This window comes from Legionella spiritensis, from assembly GCF_900186965.1.
Lineage (GTDB): Bacteria > Pseudomonadota > Gammaproteobacteria > Legionellales > Legionellaceae > Legionella_C > Legionella_C spiritensis.
On sequence record NZ_LT906457.1, the window covers coordinates 2,676,724 to 2,696,010 of the forward strand.

Sequence of the window (19,287 nt, forward strand, 5' to 3'; positions counted from 1 at the left end):
CCCATCCAGAATCCAGAGCCTAGGCCTAATCAATTAACTTGGCTCAAATTTCAAAGGGGTTATCTTATAGCTTTTTTCACTCTGCAACACAAGCAAGGCAACAAACGCTGATATAAGTATATAAAACACGGGGGCTATTGGTGATTTGAGTGAGTATTGCAAATAATTTGCAACCAAGGGGGCCGTGCCTCCAAAAATAGCCATACTAACTCCCCAGGCGACAGAAACACCACTATATCTGATCCGGGTCGGAAAAAAATCATTCAATAGCTTAAATATCGGTGCACCAACCAGAGCATTACATAAGGCATAAGGGATCTGTACAGACAAAATTAAAATAAACGAGTTCGTTTGGGGAACCAGATAGGCTAAAGGCGCGGCAATAAAATAACCTGCCAGGCCAATCCTTATCAGATTTTTTTCATTAACCTGATCCGCAATCAAGCCTGTTAAAACAATGAATAGAACAACCAATCCCTGACCCACGGTGACAATAAATTTGGTCTCGGCTCCCGGCAATGTCGTGTATTTTGCCAAATGCGACGCATAATAGACATTCATGATATAAATATAAATACCCAATGCCGCTACCAGTAGCGCCGCCTTAACAAGTTGTTTTTTGTAATCTTTAAACAGGCTTTTTAGCGGGTTTGATGATTTTCCCCCGCCCATCGTCAGATAAACCGGTGATTCACTTAAATTTTTACGCAAATACATGGCGCAAAAACACGATAAAGCGCCAAATAGAAAAGGGATTCGCCAGGCCCAACCGGGCATAGAAGGCAAATAAATTAAAGTGGACATCAATCCGCCAAACATCATGCCCAATGCCGAAGCAAAACCGGTCCAGCTACCGGCCTGACATGGTTTTTCCGAGTCGTGCTCGATAAGATAAATAGCGCTGCCGTTAAATTCGCCGGACACGGCAAATCCTTGAACACAACGTAGAAGCACCAATAAAACCGGTGCCAGAATCCCGATACGTTCGTAAACAGGAAGGCAGCCTATCAACAGGGAAGAAATCCCCATCAACATGATGGATGATTGCAAAGCAATACGACGTCCCAGCCTGTCGCCCAGATACCCGAAAAAGAGCGCGCCTAACGGGCGAAAAAAATAACCCAGGGCAAAAACGGAGAACGTTGCAATCATGGCAAGATGGTTGCCAAGCTTCGGAAAAAACAATGCGGCAATCACATTTGCGATATAGGCGTAATAAGTAAATTCAGCCCACTCCAGAAATGTTCCCGCGGTCGCCACAAAGACACGTTTCTTTTTATTTTGCATATACTAACTCATGATATTCTTTCATACTGCCGTGCCAGCCAGCGAAGCCCGGACGTTCATTTTATTTCGCCAATTCCAGAAAGCAATATAAAATTGCGGCAAAAGGAATTCCAGCTTCATAAATAAGAATGGTTTGTGTACAAGCAGGCACTGCTAATCCCCTTTTCAGGAGCATGGTTGCACTTGTTGTCAGAGCCTCCAAAGTCGAAAATTGACTTGTACAGTGACCCAAGTATAATGCCGGCAACTTGGCAAAGCTGGATGCTATCTAATGAATAAAGTTTTAATTGTATTGCCTTTACTAGTCTCAATATCCAACCTGTCTTATTCAAACACGGATAATTGCCAAAGGTTACCCGGTAACTGGAATGGATTTGCTTTATTAACAGATGAGCCGCTATGTAGATTATATGGTGGCTGTAAATTTAAAATCAGTGCCCATATTACCAGAATCTCCGAGACTCAATTTGAAGTGAACTATAGACCGGGCAAGGGCCAGGGAAAAATCATAGCGATTGATTGCCGGGAAGATCGGATTAGTAACCCATCCAATCCCGACAGTAAATTCAATTTTTGGTGCATTGCTGATAATTGCTCCATTGAATACAGCGATCCGAAACAAATTGTCTACGCCCAAAATTTCTAACCTCTCGTGGTCGCTTCTTCCTGACTGGCCACCAAATCGATAAACCGGGCTTAATATCCCGGTTTTGTTACCCGGTTATATCCTTGCTTTGCTCTGCCAAACAGGCACGCAACCTGAATTAATCATATAAATGCGCCTTTATGACGACGTTATCAGCAATCTCATGTGACGTGCGGCAACGGCACACCAGGATTGCAGGAAACCGGTAAATTTTGTTACAATTGGCATTCTTTCATAAAAAACGAGGTCTCGACTCCAGTGCGAATTATCTCTCAATAAATGTTTGGTGCGTTTTTTACGCGGGCTTTATTTATTGTTGGGGTGATTTATGTCGATGCTTTGTTCTATTCATCAATTATCTTTAATTTATCCTGAAAAAATTTGTTTTGAACTGTTTGATGCGTGCATTTATGCTGGTCAGCGGATTGCTGTCGTAGGAGATAATGGCTGCGGTAAAACAAGTTTATTGCGTATGATTGCAGGGGATTGTTCCGTTCATGATGGCGATATTCGCTTCAATCAGAATATTCGCATTGCTTACGTACCTCAAATTCCGGAGAGGTTTGAAGGCTTAAGTGGTGCGGAACGTTTTCAAAAAGCGTTATCCAATGCCTTGTCGTGTGATCCGGAGTTGTTAATCCTTGATGAACCGACAAATCACCTCGATAGGGACAACCGCAAACAACTGCTGCAATTTTTACAATATTTTCCGGGAACCTTGGTAATTGCTTCGCATGACACTCAATTACTATCTCTTGTGCCTGATTGCCTGTGGTCTATCAGTGATGGTAAAATTGCGCAGTTTGCCGGGCACTATGACGATTTTCTACGAGAAAAAGACCGGCAGTATGTTCAATTGAACCAGAAATTATGTAGCCTGCAAAAAGAAAAAAGAACGGTTCATCTTCAATTAATGAAAGAACAGAAACGAGCAAAAGGCTCTAAAGAGATGGGTAAAAAATCCATACAAAACCGCAAATGGCCAACAATCGTCTCTCACGCCAAAATATCCCGCGCTTCAATGACATCCGGTAGAAAAGGAAAACAAATCAGAAATACGCGTGAAGATATCATGGCACAAATGAGTGCCTTAGATAGGCCTGAAATCATTGCACCTGAATTCCATTTACCTTCCGGATTTATGTCTTATAAATCCGTGGTGATGATTAAAGAGGGGGCGATTGGTTATGGAAATACAATGATCACCAATCAGATTAATATTCAATTGTCCGGTCAAGGACGATTGGCGATCACCGGGGCGAATGGATGTGGCAAGTCAACGCTGGTTAAAGCAATAATGAATCATTCCGATGTGATTAGAGAAGGGGACTGGCAGGCACCTGATCAACTGGATATTGGCTATTTAGATCAGCACTATCAACAACTTTCGGTAAATGAGACCGTATTATCAACCCTTGAAGCGACCAGGCCGGATTGGACGCATCAACAAATTCGCTCTCATTTAAATGATTTCCTGTTTAAATCAAATGGTGTTGTCAATCAGTCGGTTACTTGTTTGTCTGGCGGCGAAAAAGCCCGGCTATCTTTAGCCAGGATTGCCGCCAAACCACCAAAACTATTAATTCTCGATGAGATAACCAATAATTTGGATCTCACTACCCGAAACCATGTGATTCAGTGTTTACAGCAATATCCGGGACCAATGATCGTCATTTCACACGATGGGGATTTCCTGAAACAGATTCATATTACGGACTATTATCATTTGGGTTAAGGGTTGATGAATTTTGAAAAGAAAACGTTTCACTATATTAAAAATACCATCGTTTTTTAGCACCGGTTTACAAATGCCTTTTGTATAAGACATAAAAGCTTGCAGTCAGGATTTAAGATGCCTCGTTGTGTTTAGGACAAACATTCAAAGGCGGCGATATAGAGGATGTTGCACCTTTGCTACGATTCAGTAGAACTCGTAGAGGAAATCTCATATGCTGGTAATTACCCATTAGGCCTAGTGCAACGTTTCACTGATTCTGTCCTGTTGCCAACGGTACAGAAGAGGTAGGTCGGGCGCCTCGCCCGACCTACGACTTGCCCCGCTGTCGCAGCAATAACAAACTAGCAAGACAACTTCAGTGAAACACTGTACTAGTGCCTCGTCTAGATTAGGTTATATCTTAAACAAAGAGAGTTATTTCGTCTTCTTAAGTAACAATTTCGCCAGATAATTTTGAAGCTTATCCAAGCGCGGAGGAATACTGCGATACCCCACAAAACGATCCGGCCTGATACAATAAAGACAATTCCCCTCGGCACCGTAACGTTGATGAGCAGCCTGGTGGACATCGTATAAAATCAGGCCATCAGTATGGAGATGCGGCGGCAATTTTTTAGAGGACAGAACAACGGCCGTTTGTATCCAATCCGAATAAAGCGAATTTATTTCCCCCAATAAATTATTGATTTGGTTTATGTTTTTATGATGGCAATGCTCACAACCCAGAAAAATCAATAACGCATGCCGGCCTTCTAAAAGGCCATCGTATAGCCAGCGATCCGGTGAACGGGCATCACGGGTGACCCCAAAAACATCGGGTGCCCTCTCCCCAGCTTGTGGACCATGACCAAAAGCGCTCCAGGCTTTAAGACAACCACCATGTTCATCCCAATGCTCAGCCTTCGAAATATGCCACGGCAACCCTGCATACTCATCAATAATAGGACTTTTGCGAAAACGGGCTGCTGTTTGGGACATCAAACCACCAAATAATTTCTTAACCGGCTCAAACCCCATCATAAGCTGAGTCAAATGATCGCGGATTTCTCGACTAACCAAACCAATCATGGAAAATGAATGCTCATTGGCATCCGATAGCCATTTCACCTCTTTTAATGTCTGATTTTGTTCTATTTCATAACTGTCTAATAAGGCGGGAGCAGCAATATCTCGGCAGACTAACACCAGTTTCCAGGCTAGATTACGCGCATCCAGTAACCCGGAGTTCATGCCCAAAGACGTTAACGGACTCACCTGATGGGCCGCATCGCCACATAGCAGAATACGTCCTTTTTTGCGTTGTTTCACGGAGATATTGTAAGTATGAAAATGAGAAATCCAGTAGGGATCACTTAGTTTTCCTGGAATATCACACAATTCATCAAACAAAGTCTGTACTTCAGACAAGACCGGTTGTTCACCTTGCTGAAACGTTCTTTTTTTAGATAAGCTTAATAAGATGCCAGACCGCTCGCCTGGTAAAGAACCCACGCTACAAAACCCTTTTTTTGCAAAAAAGAAATACCAGTCCTTATGCCGGAAATCCCCATCAACTTTCACATCGGCGATAATATAATGGGAAGGATACTTTTTTCCTTTGGACGGAATAGAAACCAGTTCACGAACCTTGCTTCTTGACCCATCACACCCAATCACATATCGACAGGTAATGGTATACTGATTTTGATTATGTATAACCAGAGCTACAGGGTTATCCTGACTGGTATCAAGATCGACTAAAGTCGTGTTCCAGCATACTTGATGGCCAAACTGGCTCAATCGTTCCTGTTGAAAGCGTTCCACATAATTCTGCCCTAAGAGACAAATTTGTGGGAATCGGGATTCAATGCCCCGCCAAGGTACTCGCATAGCTTGTTTGCCTTCCAAGTAGATGGATAGCGCATTAGTAAAAACGCCATGTTTTTCAAATGGTTTGATGTAATTTAAATCGGCAAAACCTTCCAGGGCAACGGGCGAAATAGCGGTAGCTTTCATGATCTCAGACGTGGTTTTTTTTTTGTCGATGATAATAAAAGAGAGGCCACTTCGTGCTAACTCCAATGCCATCATAAGCCCTGTAGGGCCGGCGCCAACGATAAGGACATCACAATTTTCGTTAGTCATGAAGAACTCCAACTAAAAATTAATCCTTTGTTACTCTGCTTACCGCTCTATCTATAGAATAGTACAATAGCAAACCTTACTTCATTCTTCGCAGAAGGAAGACCAGATCCTCGTTATCTGTGCCGGGCTGGCTGTTGTTGTATTTATTTTTTATTTTTCTGGTTTCAGTTCTTATTTATTGGCACTAAAAAGGGAGGGTTTACACGACCTACAAATACTACAATTTTTCGCCTCTTAAAATGTTGGTCTTATTTAGAATGATCAGCTTGTGCGAATAGATTGGATGGTTTGGATGTCATACTGTTTAGCAGGTTTGTATTCAAATTCACATTTACCATTGTTTGAACTGATAACAATTTCATCCCTGTCATCTGCTACGGTAATTGGACCAGAATAGTAAGCATTCATCCCTTTGATAAAATCGTCCTTCGCTTGTTTTGTGGCTGGTATGGCGGGAACCAGGTGGGTAATAATTAAATTTTTCACTTTTGAAGCGGCAGCCATTTTTGCTAAAGCCAGGGTATCTGAATGATAATGGGCAGTTTGTTTATAAAACAATTCTGATATTTTTAGATTGGGCTGAGATTTAAATGCGTTTTGAATTATCTGGCCATAATAGTGACTGAAAGCTTCATTTATCAGTATGTCAGCATTTTTTGCTACCGTCGCCAAATTATTCATGATTTTTGTATCACCGCTAATAACTATCTTGCAAGATTTATAATTTATTGTATATCCCAAAGCAGGGTATGCAGGATTATGGTTCACTCTAAATGGTGTTAATTGGATGTTATTTGCTTTTAATAACGGTTCTCCTTCACCATCATAAGGTGCCGAAACCAAAACAGGATTGATTTGATTTGCTTTCAGGTTTAAAAGGCCCTCTCGATTTGTCGCTCTATATAATCCATCAAGCGCATATAATTGATTCAATGCCTCAACAATTTTCTTGACACCTGAAGGTCCATACAGTGTTAAAGCAGACTTTCTCCCAGATAGCCAGGACACATTGTTTAAATAACCAATGCCTGCCATATGATCTGAATGCCAGTGCGTAACAAAGATATTATTGATACTGCCAAGGGGTAAGCCTAACGCTCCCAGGTTTTGGGAGCCTCCTTCACCAACATCAATCATAAACATTTGATTGTCACCAACAACGGCTAAACATGAAGGTTTCCTGATGGATTGCATGGCTATTTCCGGATCGCCCGTACCACAAAAATAAATATGTAATTTACCATCATTTAAAATATTTGCTGGCGCAACTTGCTGCTTAAAAACATGCATATCGGCATGCACCATATGACATATCAAAAAAGATAACAACGTGTACAATCCTAATCGCTTCATCTATATATCCTTCAGTCTAAATATTGTATTTACATATTTGGCACTTTGGATTAACAAAGTTTTCAACAAGCTGGTTAAAGAGTTCTTTTCTTGTGGCAAAAACAAAATGATCAGCACCATTGATTTCAACCAATTGTGCATCTTTGATATGTTGTCGCATATACAGGGCAACTGCCGGTACAACTTCTTTATCTAAAGACGACTGAATGATTAAAGTCTTGGCTTTTATTTTGGACAACAATGGCCGATAATTTTCATAGGCAATATTATTAAAAAATGCTTTAAGTGTAACAACCCCACAATCGACGGTCATTTTTGTAAATAATTTCTTAATCGCTGTTAACTGCGCTTGGCAGTTTTCCTGCATAGCCGGTTTTAACAATGTCTGTGCAATCTCAGGCAAAGACTGTGTATCAAATGCCTGATTAAAATAATCAACCGCCTTTTTATCAAAGCCATAAGGCCAGTCCCTGGAAGTAGCAAATTGCGGTGAAGTATTGATTAATATCAATTTATCGGTCAAATTTGCATGCTTTTTGGCAAACATCATGCCCACATGCCCACCTGTGGCAAAACCAATATAAACGACTTTGTTGATCTTTAATTCCTTTAATACAGCATGGATAGAATCAGCATAAAACTCTGATAGATTGTTCATCTTATCATTTTTTAAAGGGGATGATTGTCCATATCCGGGTAAATCGACCGTTACAACACGGTATTTATGTTTAAAAAACTCAACCTGGCACTGCCAGGATTGGCTCGATAAAGGCAACCCATGTATGAATAAAAGTGTTTGTTGACCTCGACCTGCATCGTGATATGCAACTTTATAGCCGTTATAATCAATAAACATATCTTTTTCCGCAGCATGTGTTGTTGACGTAAACAAAAAAATAAAGACCAGTAAAATGGATATTGCTCTCATCATTCAATCATTTGTTAATATCCCCAATTTATCTATATTGAACAATACACTTATAAATATCAATATGTTTCGTTTGGCAGTCGCAGTAGCGTAAAAATATCCAACATAGATTTATCAATTGATTAGCAAAAATAGTTGAGCCAGTTAAAAATCTGGATAATTGATTTATGACTAAGAGATTTCAACTCAAAAATACTTGGCAGTTCATGGCGAGATTGACAGTATCATGAGCGCAATGAAAAATCTTTCCTTCATAGAAATCAGTAACTGAGGAAATTGAAAATATTCTCATTAGATGTAGCGTTGAAACATTCAACCAATTACTAGTGCCTTATCCGCATTCAATGCGTGGGTAAATTGATTTCAGTTTGTGACGTGCATTATCGATGCTGAATTGCCAGTTAACCCCTTTCTGCTTCTGATTTGTTTTTTGTGCCCAAGCGCGTGTTTCTTCTGCCAAAAGCTCAATACTGCCAAACCGTCTGTTATTGATACACTGACTGGTCATGGCGCTGAGCTCGCATTCTGCAATATTCAACCAGCTACCATGTTTTGGGGTATGGTGAAACTCGATTTTCCGCACAATTTCGCGTGCTTTTTCCGCAGGGAATGCCTCATAGAATGCACCGCGTGTATGCGTATTCAAGTTGTCGCAAACCAGAATAATTTTGTCAGCACTTGCATATTGGGTACGTATCAACTGTTCCATTTCTATAGCCCAATCTATCTTTGTGCGGCGAGAACGCACGCTAACCGTCCGGGTTCCAGCAAGGGGTTCTGTAAACATGAATATGGATGCCGTTCCTGCCCGCTCATATTCATAGTCAACGCGTTTTGGATGATGTCTTGTTGCTGAAATCGGTGTTCTTGTTTCATTCAGAAGCTGGATAGGTTGTTCATCCATGCAAATTACCGGTACCAGTGGATTGAAAGAGCGTGAGTAAATTTCAAGAACATCCTCCATGCCTGCCGCAAATTCACCGTCCGATTCTGGCGGAATAACCCAGTACTCAAGTTTCTTGCGGGTCAGACCGTTTTTTTTAGAATGCCCCTGATCGTTTCTCTGCCTATGGTATCCACTATCTCGAGTCTTATCATTTCATCCCTGAGAAGACTCAGAGTCCAGCTTCCATACCCACCAGGTGGCGTTCCAAGACGCATCGCTATTAATTGCGCTTCCTGTTCTCCAGATAGCCGTCTTGCCCGGGGTGGATTCTTTGGTTTTTTTCCATTGAGCGCAGTGTCAAATCCTTCCAATACAAGACGCTTGCGTACATCCTCAACAGTTTGTATGCGACAGTCAAATGCTTCGGCTATCTTGGCGTCAGGCCAGTTGACCCCATTAACATCTGCTTTCAACAATATCTGTGCGCGCTTTACTTTCTGCGGACTACCTCTCAGTTTCTTCACTACTCCTTCAAGCTCAACCCTTTCTTCTGGCGACAGGCGCACTATATATTTTTTCATAACTTCCTGTACTGATAAAAAACATCAGCACGAAAAGTATCTCTTCAGATTGCACAATTCAAGATGTTTATCCATTTCTGCTAATATTTCTTTTAGAATAGTATTATTTTACCCACGTGTTGAATGCGGATAAGGCACTAGGTGTTTCCTGCATCTTTTCTAGAATTGAATTGTAAACAATAGATATAGGTGCATCCTTGGGCTTATACCTTGTTCTTGGTCCGCCGTTACGGTTCGTGCTTCCTGGGGCCAATTTAGGGCATACACCAGATTTGACAATAACTCGTAAATTTGCTAAAAAATTTAAAGCCTGGGAAATTTTTATGCCACAAGATGACACTCACGTATGTTCCAAGAAGAAGATTAATAATTATTTCCTAATAGCATTAATATTCATAATTGTTATTAGTCTATGCTTCTATATTTACTTTAAAAATTTAAATGTATTGCTTACTACTTCATGCCCAAGTGTAACAGAGGTTCAGACAGTAATTATTAAGAACTCCATGATTCCAGGTAATAGTAAATATTGGCGAGACATAAATGGATTTAAATGGAAAATTGAAATACCTGAAACAGTAAAAAATCCTCCTATAGTAAGTGGATTTTACATGGCTTACTCACAAAATATTCTTAGTTTAAGGTGTGCATATAAGGTATACAAATCAAGCAATAAATATGATGCCATAATTGCGTCAGGACAATTTAATACTAATAATCCCATTAAAATCCCGATGACTAAGCCATGGATAACATCTGCTCAGGGATTTGATAAATTTTGTCAAAAAAATCCTCAGGATTGTACTTTTAAATTGTTAAAATCAAGCCCAAGTACGCATTAAAGATTCTGATGCTTTGTTGTATTACTACCCGCGCTGTTTTCGGGAGAGGATCAGTACCGAATTTGCAAGCCATTTATTTTGCTATTGCCATTGCAGAAAAGGATGCATTAAGTCGCTGATGTGGTCAAGTAAATTTGTACACCCCAGTTAAGCCACGTTTTTCATTAACCCCCAGAATCTGTTTTCAAATTGATTCGGACTTTGATAACCCAAAAACGAATGCAACCTTTGATTATTATAAAACATGGTCATGTAATCCAGAATATCCTGTTTTGCCTCGCGTCTGGTTTGATAATTACGCCAATGAATTAATTGATTTTTCAAGCGGCTGAAAAAGCTCTCAGCAACACTATTATCCCAGCAATCGCCTTTTTTACTCATGCTGCCCACAAGACCATGCTGATTGAGCAAGTCACGATATTGTTTGCTGGCATATTGTGAGCCTCTATCGGAATGCACGATAAGGCCTGCTTTGGGCTTTCTTTGCCAAATTGCCATGGTTAACGCATCACAAACCGTGTCGGCCTTCATTCTTGAACTCATGTTCCAGCCAACCACTTTTCGGGAAAACAAGTCAATCATCACCGTCAGGTATAGCCAGCCCTCATGGGTCGGGATATAGGTAATATCAGACACATAAGCACGATTGGGTTCATTGACATTAAATTGCCTGTTTAAAACATTATCAAAAACAGGCTGATTATGATTACTGTTTGTTGTTACCTTGTATTTCTTTTTATAGCGAACAAAAACACCAGCCTCACGCATCAAACTGCGGGTTTTTCTTCGACCAACCGGGTAGCCAAGAGCATTCAGCGCCTTTCTTATCCTGCGATTTCCATACGAGAATTTGCTGGATTCTGATATTTTTTTAACCCAATCCAATAACCCCTGATGTTCTGGTTTATTTGCCGGTCTTGTCCGTTTTCGTTTTTGATAACTATAGTATCCGGATGGAGTAACGCCCATTAGCCGGCACATCATGCCAACTGGCCAGGTCTTCTTATGCCGGGCGATAAACGAATATTTTATTTCGCTTCTTTCGCAAAGAAGACCGTCGCCTTTTTTAAAATTTCTTTCTCCATTGTCAGGCGACGAACTTCCTCTCGTAATTGACGAATTTCACTCTGTTCAGCAGTTAACTTCCCATTACCCCGGAAAGCCAAATTATCTTTATCAGCCAATTCTCGAATCCAGCGGCTCAGAATAGTTGAATGAATACCCAGGCTCCTCGCTGCTTCAGAACAGGTATATCCTTGTTCAGTGACCAGACTAATTGCATCCAGTTTAAATTTTTTTGTATATTTTCTTCTCATAGACATATTGAACTCCAATTAAGCAAATTATCTCTTAACTGGGCTGTCCAAATCAATTAGACCACGTCATCCTTTTCTGCTCGCTCAACTGCTTGATCTTTAAACTGGGGACTATACTTTTTTCTTTCTCTTTTTACTTCTGCTTTATTATTGTTCATTGATTACCTCTGGTTAAGATTTTACTCTCTTAACAAGGTGTCCATCAATTCAAGGCAAGATCAGACATCTGTTTTTCAGCGTATTCTTTTTTGTCCCGAAATATCTTTAAAAGCGAAAATGCAAACCAAAGTGCTCGCATTTCAATTTGGACTTATTAAACAAGGTTTGCTATTTAATTTTTCAAGCAGATCGCAGAGAGCAAAGTGACTTCTCATGGCAAATGCCTCCTCAGGAGTGATTAACTCTTCTCTTAACGCCTGTATGCCATTATCCGAAAATAGCGCATCAAGATATCCCGTATGTTCAGGCAAATCCATGGTCTGTTCATAGGAGATTAATTTCTCTCTTAAAGCCTGCAGGCCATTATCTGTGACAAGATAAGAGAAATAATGTAGTTCCTGCTTGTTGTTTAACATTTCCAAGGTGATTAGTTTTTCTCTTAAAGCTTGCATCCCATTCTCACTAAACAGATGAGTCAGAGATTTTGCTGGTAGCTTCTTAACCTGATCAAAAGTAACTAATCCCTCTCTTAGTGCGTTTATTCCAATATCACCCAGCAGATGATCAATATGCTCCCATTCTGGAATCTCAAGAGCTCCCCGTCGGTTTGTTATTGGCAGAGACTCGAACTGCTCAATGGTGATTAATTTTTCTCTTAATGCTTGCAAGCAATTACCCTTTAAAAGGATGCTCTTAATCGACAGCTTATCACTATCCCAATCAAAATCAGAACGTAATTGCTCAAGTGACACTAATCCTTCTCGCAGTGCCATGATAACATTGTCACTACTGAAATCAATTGGGGAATAATTTTCTTTCTGCTCCTCCGGAACCAGTGCCTTGAACCGATTGTCACGGTCTAGATTCCAGATATGTTGAATATCTTCAGCCAAGGACAAATTATAACCCTCATTAACCATTTTTTGTAATCGTATATCCAATTTTTTTATTCTCATTGTTGTAACATAGTCATCCCAATTTTTAGTGCCACTACTTTCGATAATCAGCTCGTGTACAAAGGCGTTTGTTTCTTTACAGAGCACTGAGAAATTCAATAATTCTTTTTGGGAATTGCCAAGAATTTTTTTAACAATAAATAGGTCGGCCTTGCTGAAAAATGATAATGCCATAATATATATTCTCATTAAATTTTAAAATATTTTAACATATAGTTTAAATATTGGTCAATCATGGTGGCGCCAGTTTTTGAGAACCTGCCGGGAATCGCCCAATATATTGGCGGTAGTCTAACTCTCACAGATTTTGGACTGGTGTTAATACATAAACTAAAAGCACCCAAAAGCCCTGCCATTATCTTTCCAAAAGGCGAGCCTTCCGGAGTTTAATATGCCGACTGCAATAAGATAATAAAGCGATCACGATTGATGCTGCCGCCACCGATACATTTAAGCTTTCAACCAATTCCACCGGTTGATCCGGCATAGTGAGTAAGTAACAATTGTTCTATAATGTAAAAAGAAATTATGGAGTTTTATATTAAAGGCAAAAAGGATTGCGCGTGACAGGGTAATCTCCCCGAAAAATAATAACAATGTTGAATTTATGAGTAATCATGAACAAACATAGTGAGCTAATTGATTGTTACTTAAACTGGTATCGCACCCAAAAAGAGGAATATTGGTGGGCATGGGAGGAAGTTGATATAAAACGAAACCCGGATGATTTACCGTTTATTTTTCAACTGATACAAGCTTGTCAAAATGATGAGGAAATTGCCTATGTAGCGGCAGGACCGTTACATGATTTATTTCGCACCCATCATCTAGCTATTAAATCAGCACTGGATATTATGGTCCGAGGTGATATGAACATGCGGAAGGCCATTCAAGCTCTAATCTTTGCAGAGGGTTCTTCAGAGAGAAAAACCCTGAATGAAATTTTAAATAAATATGGCTTACATTATGCAAGTTTATAGAGGCTCTTCCCCAAATACGGGGGCACTAATCAAGAACACAAAACTTTAACCTGATCCTCTCCCGACAATCCAGCATACGACAGTCCTCACCATTGCGACCGGCGAATTTCTCCGGTGCGTTATTCATGGAAGTGGCATCCTGTTCCTGTCAGAAGAACGGTCTGGTTGTTCGCTCAATCCTGAAGACTGAAAAAAACCATAATTTCCTGAGCTGTTCGTAAGAGGCTGCTCTTGGTCAGGTATTTCGTCTAACAGGCGATAAAGACTGGCGGATGCGTAGAGAGCCACGAACGCATTGTCAGGCACAGCGCCACAAGCGGTCAGGGTTGATGAAATGACGAAATCCCATCCTTTCGCCCGTGCCCCAAATCGCTCCAGAAAAGCTTCGGTTATAGCCTCTTGTTCTTCCTCACCCAGAGCCAGACTCTGAATCAGGGGATTGTCGAGAGGATTACCGATACCTTCATCATACGCCTTGTCAAAGACTTGTTGCATCGTCCTTAAATCATCCGAGGAATAATCCTGAAGCCTTGCCTGATAATAATCCCTGGCCCACTCCCGGACAAACTGAGCCACCGTCACCTGGTTTAACGGGCTGTATAAGGGATGGCTGATTAACGCTTGAAACAACCGTCGCTTCACGCCACTAAAACAAGACGGCTTGTCTTTCTCGTTATCGTCGTATTGTTCGCGTATGATGCGGCCGTCTTTTTCCACCTCCCGGCTTTTATCCCAATTATGTGCCCGGTTAAGCAAATGAAGCTGGCGGATAAACAAATCAATACGCTCAGAAACCCCCATGCCCTCTTCCATAGGTGGGCGGCTTTCGTCGCTGGCAGCCAGCCATAAATAGGCAATAAGCGGCAGATATTCCTCAAAGGTGGACCATCGGGTATTGCTGGCCCGGTCAATGTAGACATACGAGGCATTATCCGCCATCCAGCGATTGGGTTTGGACAAATAACGGTAGGCACTGTGGTAATGGTTTTGTAAATAAACGTTATAAATTTGCTGCTCAAGCGCCTCATCCATGTATGCATGGGTCTCTATAAACACCCTCATGTCCTCCCAGTCAAACGGCAACGCATACAATTCACCATCGATATCGATGCTGCTTAACTCCGGGCGCTGCTCGTACAAGTCTCTTAGTTGCTGCTTCAGACTCTCCATGACCGCCGCGGCACCGCCTTCCTCAAGCAATTGCCCTTGATAAGCCTCCTCAATCGCCGAAACGCTTTGCTGCTCCTGAGGCGTTAAACCATGCATCGATGATTCACGGTCCTGGGCCAACTCTCTTAAATCAAACACCGCTTCATGGTCATAAAAATTATGTCGCTCGGCCGCTTCTCGGATGGCGGGGATAGCTAAGAGACGCTGAATCATGTCTTCATGACCCACACTGAAGGCCAGGCGTAACAATTCATTGTGTCGCTGTCCTATCACAAGGCTAACAACTTGCTGTTCATCACGAAATCGCCGACTCCTCACATTCGCAACAACCAGCTCTTTAATGCCAGGAATGTTTAACAACCGCTCCACCGTCGCCAACGTATCAATACCCAGTCCACCCTCAATACTTCGTCGTATCACCTGACGCAAGACATAATAACCATGCAAGGCGCGCAAAACGTCTGGCTCGCCCTCGTCGTTACGAAAATCATAAACGCCGTCCGGATAAGCATCAGAAAAAGCATGCCAATCCTCGTCTAATTGCTGCAGGTAGTCTTGCGTGTAAGTCGTCACATAATCGGTATAATGATTTTCCTGCCAGTGCGATTCGGCATGGGCGTAGACGGATGAAAATTGCAGTAAATAGCGAACAACCGAGGTATGACCTTTTATTGCCGCCTGGCGGAACGCCTCGTAATTCCATGCAGCTACCATCTCAACAATCTGGTCGGGAGCCAGTTCCACCAGACAATGCAGGACATCCAGGTGGCCGTTTTCTGCCGCCAGGCGAAACGCGTAATAATCATCCGCCGCCACCATCATCGCAGCTTGGTCGGGGGCTAGTTCCACCAGCCAAGTAACCATCTCCAGATAACCGTTTTGTGCCGCCACGCTAAACGCATAATAATTATCTTCAGCCACCATCGCCGCAACTTGGTCGGGGGCTAGTTCCACCAGCAGGTTTAGAACATTCAGATGACCATTTTCAGCAGCTCTTTTGAATGCCTGGCAAGATTTTTCTGCCACCATCGCAGCAACCTGGTCAGGCGCCAGTTCCACCAACCGGTTTAGAACGTCAAGGTCACCGTTTTCTGCCGCCCACAAGAACACGGAATTCAATATAAAAACAGCCTCGCCGGGGGACACCCAACTAATCATCGATTTTGCCAGTTCCAGATGGCCATTTTTTACCGCCATGCGGAGTGCATAGATATACGTTCTACTGTCATATTTCCAATTATGAAACTCATTGATGCGAGTAAAGTTCCGAAGCCGTATGGCTGCTTTCGCATGTCCGTATTTTGCAGCCAGACTGAACGCAGGCCGAAGGTTTCTCTTTGTAGCGCCCCAACTATTCGGATTCAGAATCAATTTAACAATGTTGTGATGACCGTTTTTAAACGCCAGTTCGAGTGCGTAATAACTCTTTTTAGCCAACATATCATCTATTATGCCAGGAAACCGTTTTGCAAGTCGGTTTAGAACGTCCAGATGACCATTTTCTGCAGCTTGGCAAAATGCAGAATAGCCCCTGTTATTTCTCAACACCCCTTTATAATCATACATCCCTTCCAGGCGCTGAACTTCATTAAAGGACGCATTGTCCATAAAATCGCCCAGAAAATAGTTTACAAATTTGAGATTGCCATCCATTATCGCCAGGCGGAAAGCAAGATACTCTTCTTTAGGCAGGGTATGTATGACGTCCGGGCAATCTTTACTATAATGCTTCATGAGGTCAACACGCCCGATGAGAGCCGCCCCCCAAAAGGCATCATTAGGAATAATCTCTAAAACATCAGTAGCTATTCGAATCAAGTCCAATAGCGTCCAGTCAGGGTGACTAAGCAAAATACCCACCCAATGCTGTAATTTTTCTTCATTACTTGCCTCAACGAAATTTTCTGTTAAAACATCCATTACATTTTCAATAGTCATCAAACGGAGAGTGCTTTCCTGAATTTGACCACTATATACAGCCTCCCATAAAAATCTGTTGATCATCCATGCTTGCGGATCATTTAAGCGCTCGTTTTCGCTGCGAAACCTCATTCTCAATCCTCTCCATAAATATCAATAAAATGAAGCCATCATATTTATGAAAAATTAAGGCAATATGAACATTATGACGCCATTTACCCACAGTAATTAAAGGTGGGTAGACCAATGAATGAAGAGAAACATATCACTATGTTGCGTATTTTAACCGGTCTCGGTACAGAATATTGCGGGAAGATCGAACAACATGATTACCAGCTTTATTTGGCGATAAACAGTATTGAGCACACTAAAACCAAGGCGCAATCGCCGCAAACCAATGGTATTTGTGATACGCTTCCATAAAACTACTACACTTGAACACAATAACAAGCAAATAGCCTGGAATTTTTTTGATAAATCTCAAAATTCTCATCTTTTAGATATATATAAAGTTCATTCTGAAATACTAGACGAGTTTACTCGTATTTTGCAGACATTTATGACTAAATATGATCTGATTCGTCTTTTAATGCATCGGCCTTTGATTTATGAACAGTTTTGTCTTTATGATGAGGTGGAGAATAAAGAGTATAAAGTTTTAATTCTTCGGCAGCTGTCAGATCAAGTTTGAACTACTACAATTTACATTTAGAGAGATTGTGGTCACAAAACATCGCGATTACTACTCGACTTGTTGATACAGTGACTACACCCATATTGCTCAAAACAGTATATGCAAAAAAGATAAATCCTACCTTATTAATTAGTCACCATTTTAAATTTGAAGATATTATGGATGCTTATGAAACGTTCGGCAATGCAGCTAATACCCATGCGCTAAAAGCAATAATTGACGTAGGATAATGTTGTTTACCAGGGAGTTGGCAAGATAGCTAATCTCCTCGCTATCGTAGAAAGCAACTTAACTTAATTTTGTCTGGATGCGCTTTAGCCGATCGTAAGCATCCTGCGCTATTTCCAAAATTTCCGATTTGTTAACAAGGCCCATGACAGCAAGTGGATCCATAAAAGAAACAAGTACGCTACCATCATTTTCTTCACTAACAACTACGTTGCAAGGTAATAATAACCCGATATTTGGATCTATTTCTAACGCTCGATGTGCTAATTGCGGATTGCAGGCACCGAGAATAATGTATGGTTTTCTTTCAATGCCTAATTTCTTTTTCATGGTTGCTTGTACGTCAATTTCAGTTAAAACTCCAAATCCTTCTGTTTTAAGTGCTTCTGTTACTTCTGCAATGACATTTTTAAATGAGTCGTGTCGTTTAACATTGAAATGATACATAATTTTTTATCTCCATAGTTATGTTCGATTCTCTCAGCCTGAAATCGTTAAACAGCTTGTATATGTAGCTGATTAACAGTAGAAAGGTATTATTCTTTAAATATGCCATTATTTAAAAAATACTCATCAAAAGGAAAAATTGCGTGAATCTACTGCTAAATAAATTAGGTCAATAGCAACACTTATCTTATATTATATACCTCTGCGCCACTGAAAGTATCGTGCAGTGACGTGGGAAAAAACTTTAATGTTACCTAGTAAAATTACGGTTCAGCACATTTTCAAAGACCGGCTTTTTATGTTTGCTATTCGTCGTTAGCTTATATTTTTTTCAAAGTTCTATAACTACAGAAATATATTTGGCGCCTAACCTAAAAGATGTGATTTATTTCTCCTATCCTCGTTTTTTAATCTATGGTAGCAGGAAAAGCGAAGTCCGTAACTCCCGCATGAAAATGTAGCCCGTATGCTGCAAAGCGGAATACGGGTTCTCGCCCAAGTCATCAACACCCAAGTCTATTTTGTACAAACCGCTTTTTTCAACTCTGTGATACCATTCATACAATGATCTAAACAGTCATTCAACCGGGGCATATTATCTTGATAGCGATAACAAGAAGCCTTGCACGTCAACCAAGTATTGGTGATGAATTTTTTTTGTTTTTTCGTCGAACATTCCTGAGCAACCGCAGTCATGACATACAAGCTCAGCAAGATAGCTAATAGCCATTTCATCTCATTCCTCCAAATGTAATTCAACGAACATGCCGACGGCACCACTCCCTGGCTGCTGCATTCGGCTGCGGATCACAAAATAACCGAATCCTGTCTGCACGACTATTGGCTTTAGATTGGGGTTTACGCAGACAGTGCTTGGGTTGGCTTGAGGCAATAAACAAAGGCTTGTTTACCACGGCACCTTTGGCAACACAGACTTTAATATAGGGTTTTTGGGTTGCTTGCCGACACTCAAATCCCTCGTCACAATCAGGCCACTTATTATCATTTTGTACTTGGCAACAACACCCCTCC

At 41.2% G+C, this 19,287-nt stretch carries 15 protein-coding genes and 1 pseudogene; 5 read left to right on the plus strand and 11 right to left on the minus strand.

The annotated features are described in order from the left end of the window. Window positions 1-33: 33 nt before the first annotated feature. Complete coding sequence (locus tag CKW05_RS12060) at window positions 34-1,287, minus strand: MFS transporter (RefSeq protein WP_058483637.1); 1,254 nt, start codon at window positions 1,285-1,287, stop codon at window positions 34-36. 271 nt (window positions 1,288-1,558) lie between these two features. Here CKW05_RS12060 and CKW05_RS12065 point away from each other — a divergent pair, with 271 nt between their 5' ends. Both CKW05_RS12065 and CKW05_RS12070 read left to right on the plus strand, forming a co-directional pair. Next, window positions 1,559-1,933: a hypothetical protein gene (locus CKW05_RS12065; protein ID WP_058483636.1), complete on the plus strand. Its 375-nt coding sequence runs from the start codon at window positions 1,559-1,561 to the stop codon at window positions 1,931-1,933. A 328-nt stretch (window positions 1,934-2,261) separates the two neighbouring features. Beyond that, complete coding sequence (locus CKW05_RS12070; protein ID WP_058483635.1) at window positions 2,262-3,668, plus strand: ATP-binding cassette domain-containing protein; 1,407 nt, start codon at window positions 2,262-2,264, stop codon at window positions 3,666-3,668. Between the two features lie 417 nt (window positions 3,669-4,085). On the opposite strand, the gene CKW05_RS12075 is transcribed toward CKW05_RS12070, so the two are convergent. The 5 genes from CKW05_RS12075 to CKW05_RS12095 form a co-directional block, all read right to left on the minus strand. Then, window positions 4,086-5,795 (minus strand): FAD-dependent oxidoreductase, encoded by a 1,710-nt coding sequence (locus tag CKW05_RS12075; protein WP_058483634.1) that lies wholly within the window; start codon window positions 5,793-5,795, stop codon window positions 4,086-4,088. Window positions 5,796-6,056: 261 nt separating this feature from the next. Continuing rightward, window positions 6,057-7,148: an MBL fold metallo-hydrolase gene (locus tag CKW05_RS12080; protein ID WP_058483633.1), complete on the minus strand. Its 1,092-nt coding sequence runs from the start codon at window positions 7,146-7,148 to the stop codon at window positions 6,057-6,059. Between the two features lie 16 nt (window positions 7,149-7,164). Continuing rightward, complete coding sequence (locus tag CKW05_RS12085) at window positions 7,165-8,004, minus strand: alpha/beta fold hydrolase (RefSeq protein WP_165481208.1); 840 nt, start codon at window positions 8,002-8,004, stop codon at window positions 7,165-7,167. A 403-nt stretch (window positions 8,005-8,407) separates the two neighbouring features. Beyond that, entirely contained in the window at window positions 8,408-9,106 is a 699-nt protein-coding gene (locus CKW05_RS12090; protein WP_058484134.1) for an IS630 family transposase, read from the minus strand. Next, on the minus strand, window positions 9,103-9,543 hold the full coding sequence (locus tag CKW05_RS12095) for a helix-turn-helix domain-containing protein (RefSeq protein ID WP_058484135.1): 441 nt from the start codon (window positions 9,541-9,543) through the stop codon (window positions 9,103-9,105). The genes CKW05_RS12090 and CKW05_RS12095 overlap by 4 nt, the downstream gene beginning before the upstream one ends. Window positions 9,544-9,866: 323 nt before the next feature. On the opposite strand from CKW05_RS12095, the gene CKW05_RS12100 reads away from it, so the two are divergent. Then, window positions 9,867-10,385: a hypothetical protein gene (locus tag CKW05_RS12100; protein WP_058483010.1), complete on the plus strand. Its 519-nt coding sequence runs from the start codon at window positions 9,867-9,869 to the stop codon at window positions 10,383-10,385. Window positions 10,386-10,532: 147 nt separating this feature from the next. Here CKW05_RS12100 and CKW05_RS12105 read toward each other — a convergent pair. After that, a protein-coding gene (locus tag CKW05_RS12105) for an IS3 family transposase (protein ID WP_095140645.1) occupies window positions 10,533-11,707 on the minus strand; the annotation gives its coding sequence in 2 pieces (ribosomal slippage) (window positions 10,533-11,443 and window positions 11,443-11,707; 1,176 coding nt in all). Between the two features lie 293 nt (window positions 11,708-12,000). After that, window positions 12,001-12,990, minus strand: a complete 990-nt coding sequence (locus CKW05_RS12110) for a hypothetical protein (protein WP_058484398.1) — start codon at window positions 12,988-12,990, stop codon at window positions 12,001-12,003. A gap of 443 nt (window positions 12,991-13,433) precedes the next feature. On the opposite strand from CKW05_RS12110, the gene CKW05_RS12115 reads away from it, so the two are divergent. After that, complete coding sequence (locus CKW05_RS12115) at window positions 13,434-13,796, plus strand: DUF6869 domain-containing protein (protein WP_058484397.1); 363 nt, start codon at window positions 13,434-13,436, stop codon at window positions 13,794-13,796. Between the two features lie 123 nt (window positions 13,797-13,919). Here the strand turns inward: CKW05_RS12115 and CKW05_RS12120 are convergent, their stop codons facing one another. Beyond that, entirely contained in the window at window positions 13,920-17,018 is a 3,099-nt protein-coding gene (locus CKW05_RS12120) for an ankyrin repeat domain-containing protein (protein WP_058484396.1), read from the minus strand. Between the two features lie 135 nt (window positions 17,019-17,153). Between CKW05_RS12120 and CKW05_RS12125 the strand changes: the two are divergent. Beyond that, window positions 17,154-17,313, plus strand: a pseudogene (locus CKW05_RS12125) (IS481 family transposase); the annotation flags it as partial. Window positions 17,314-17,868: 555 nt separating this feature from the next. Here the strand turns inward: CKW05_RS12125 and CKW05_RS12140 are convergent. Beyond that, window positions 17,869-18,255: a DUF302 domain-containing protein gene (locus tag CKW05_RS12140; protein WP_058484395.1), complete on the minus strand. Its 387-nt coding sequence runs from the start codon at window positions 18,253-18,255 to the stop codon at window positions 17,869-17,871. A 516-nt stretch (window positions 18,256-18,771) separates the two neighbouring features. After that, window positions 18,772-18,990 (minus strand): hypothetical protein, encoded by a 219-nt coding sequence (locus tag CKW05_RS12145; RefSeq protein WP_058484394.1) that lies wholly within the window; start codon window positions 18,988-18,990, stop codon window positions 18,772-18,774. Between the last annotated feature and the right edge of the window lie 297 nt (window positions 18,991-19,287).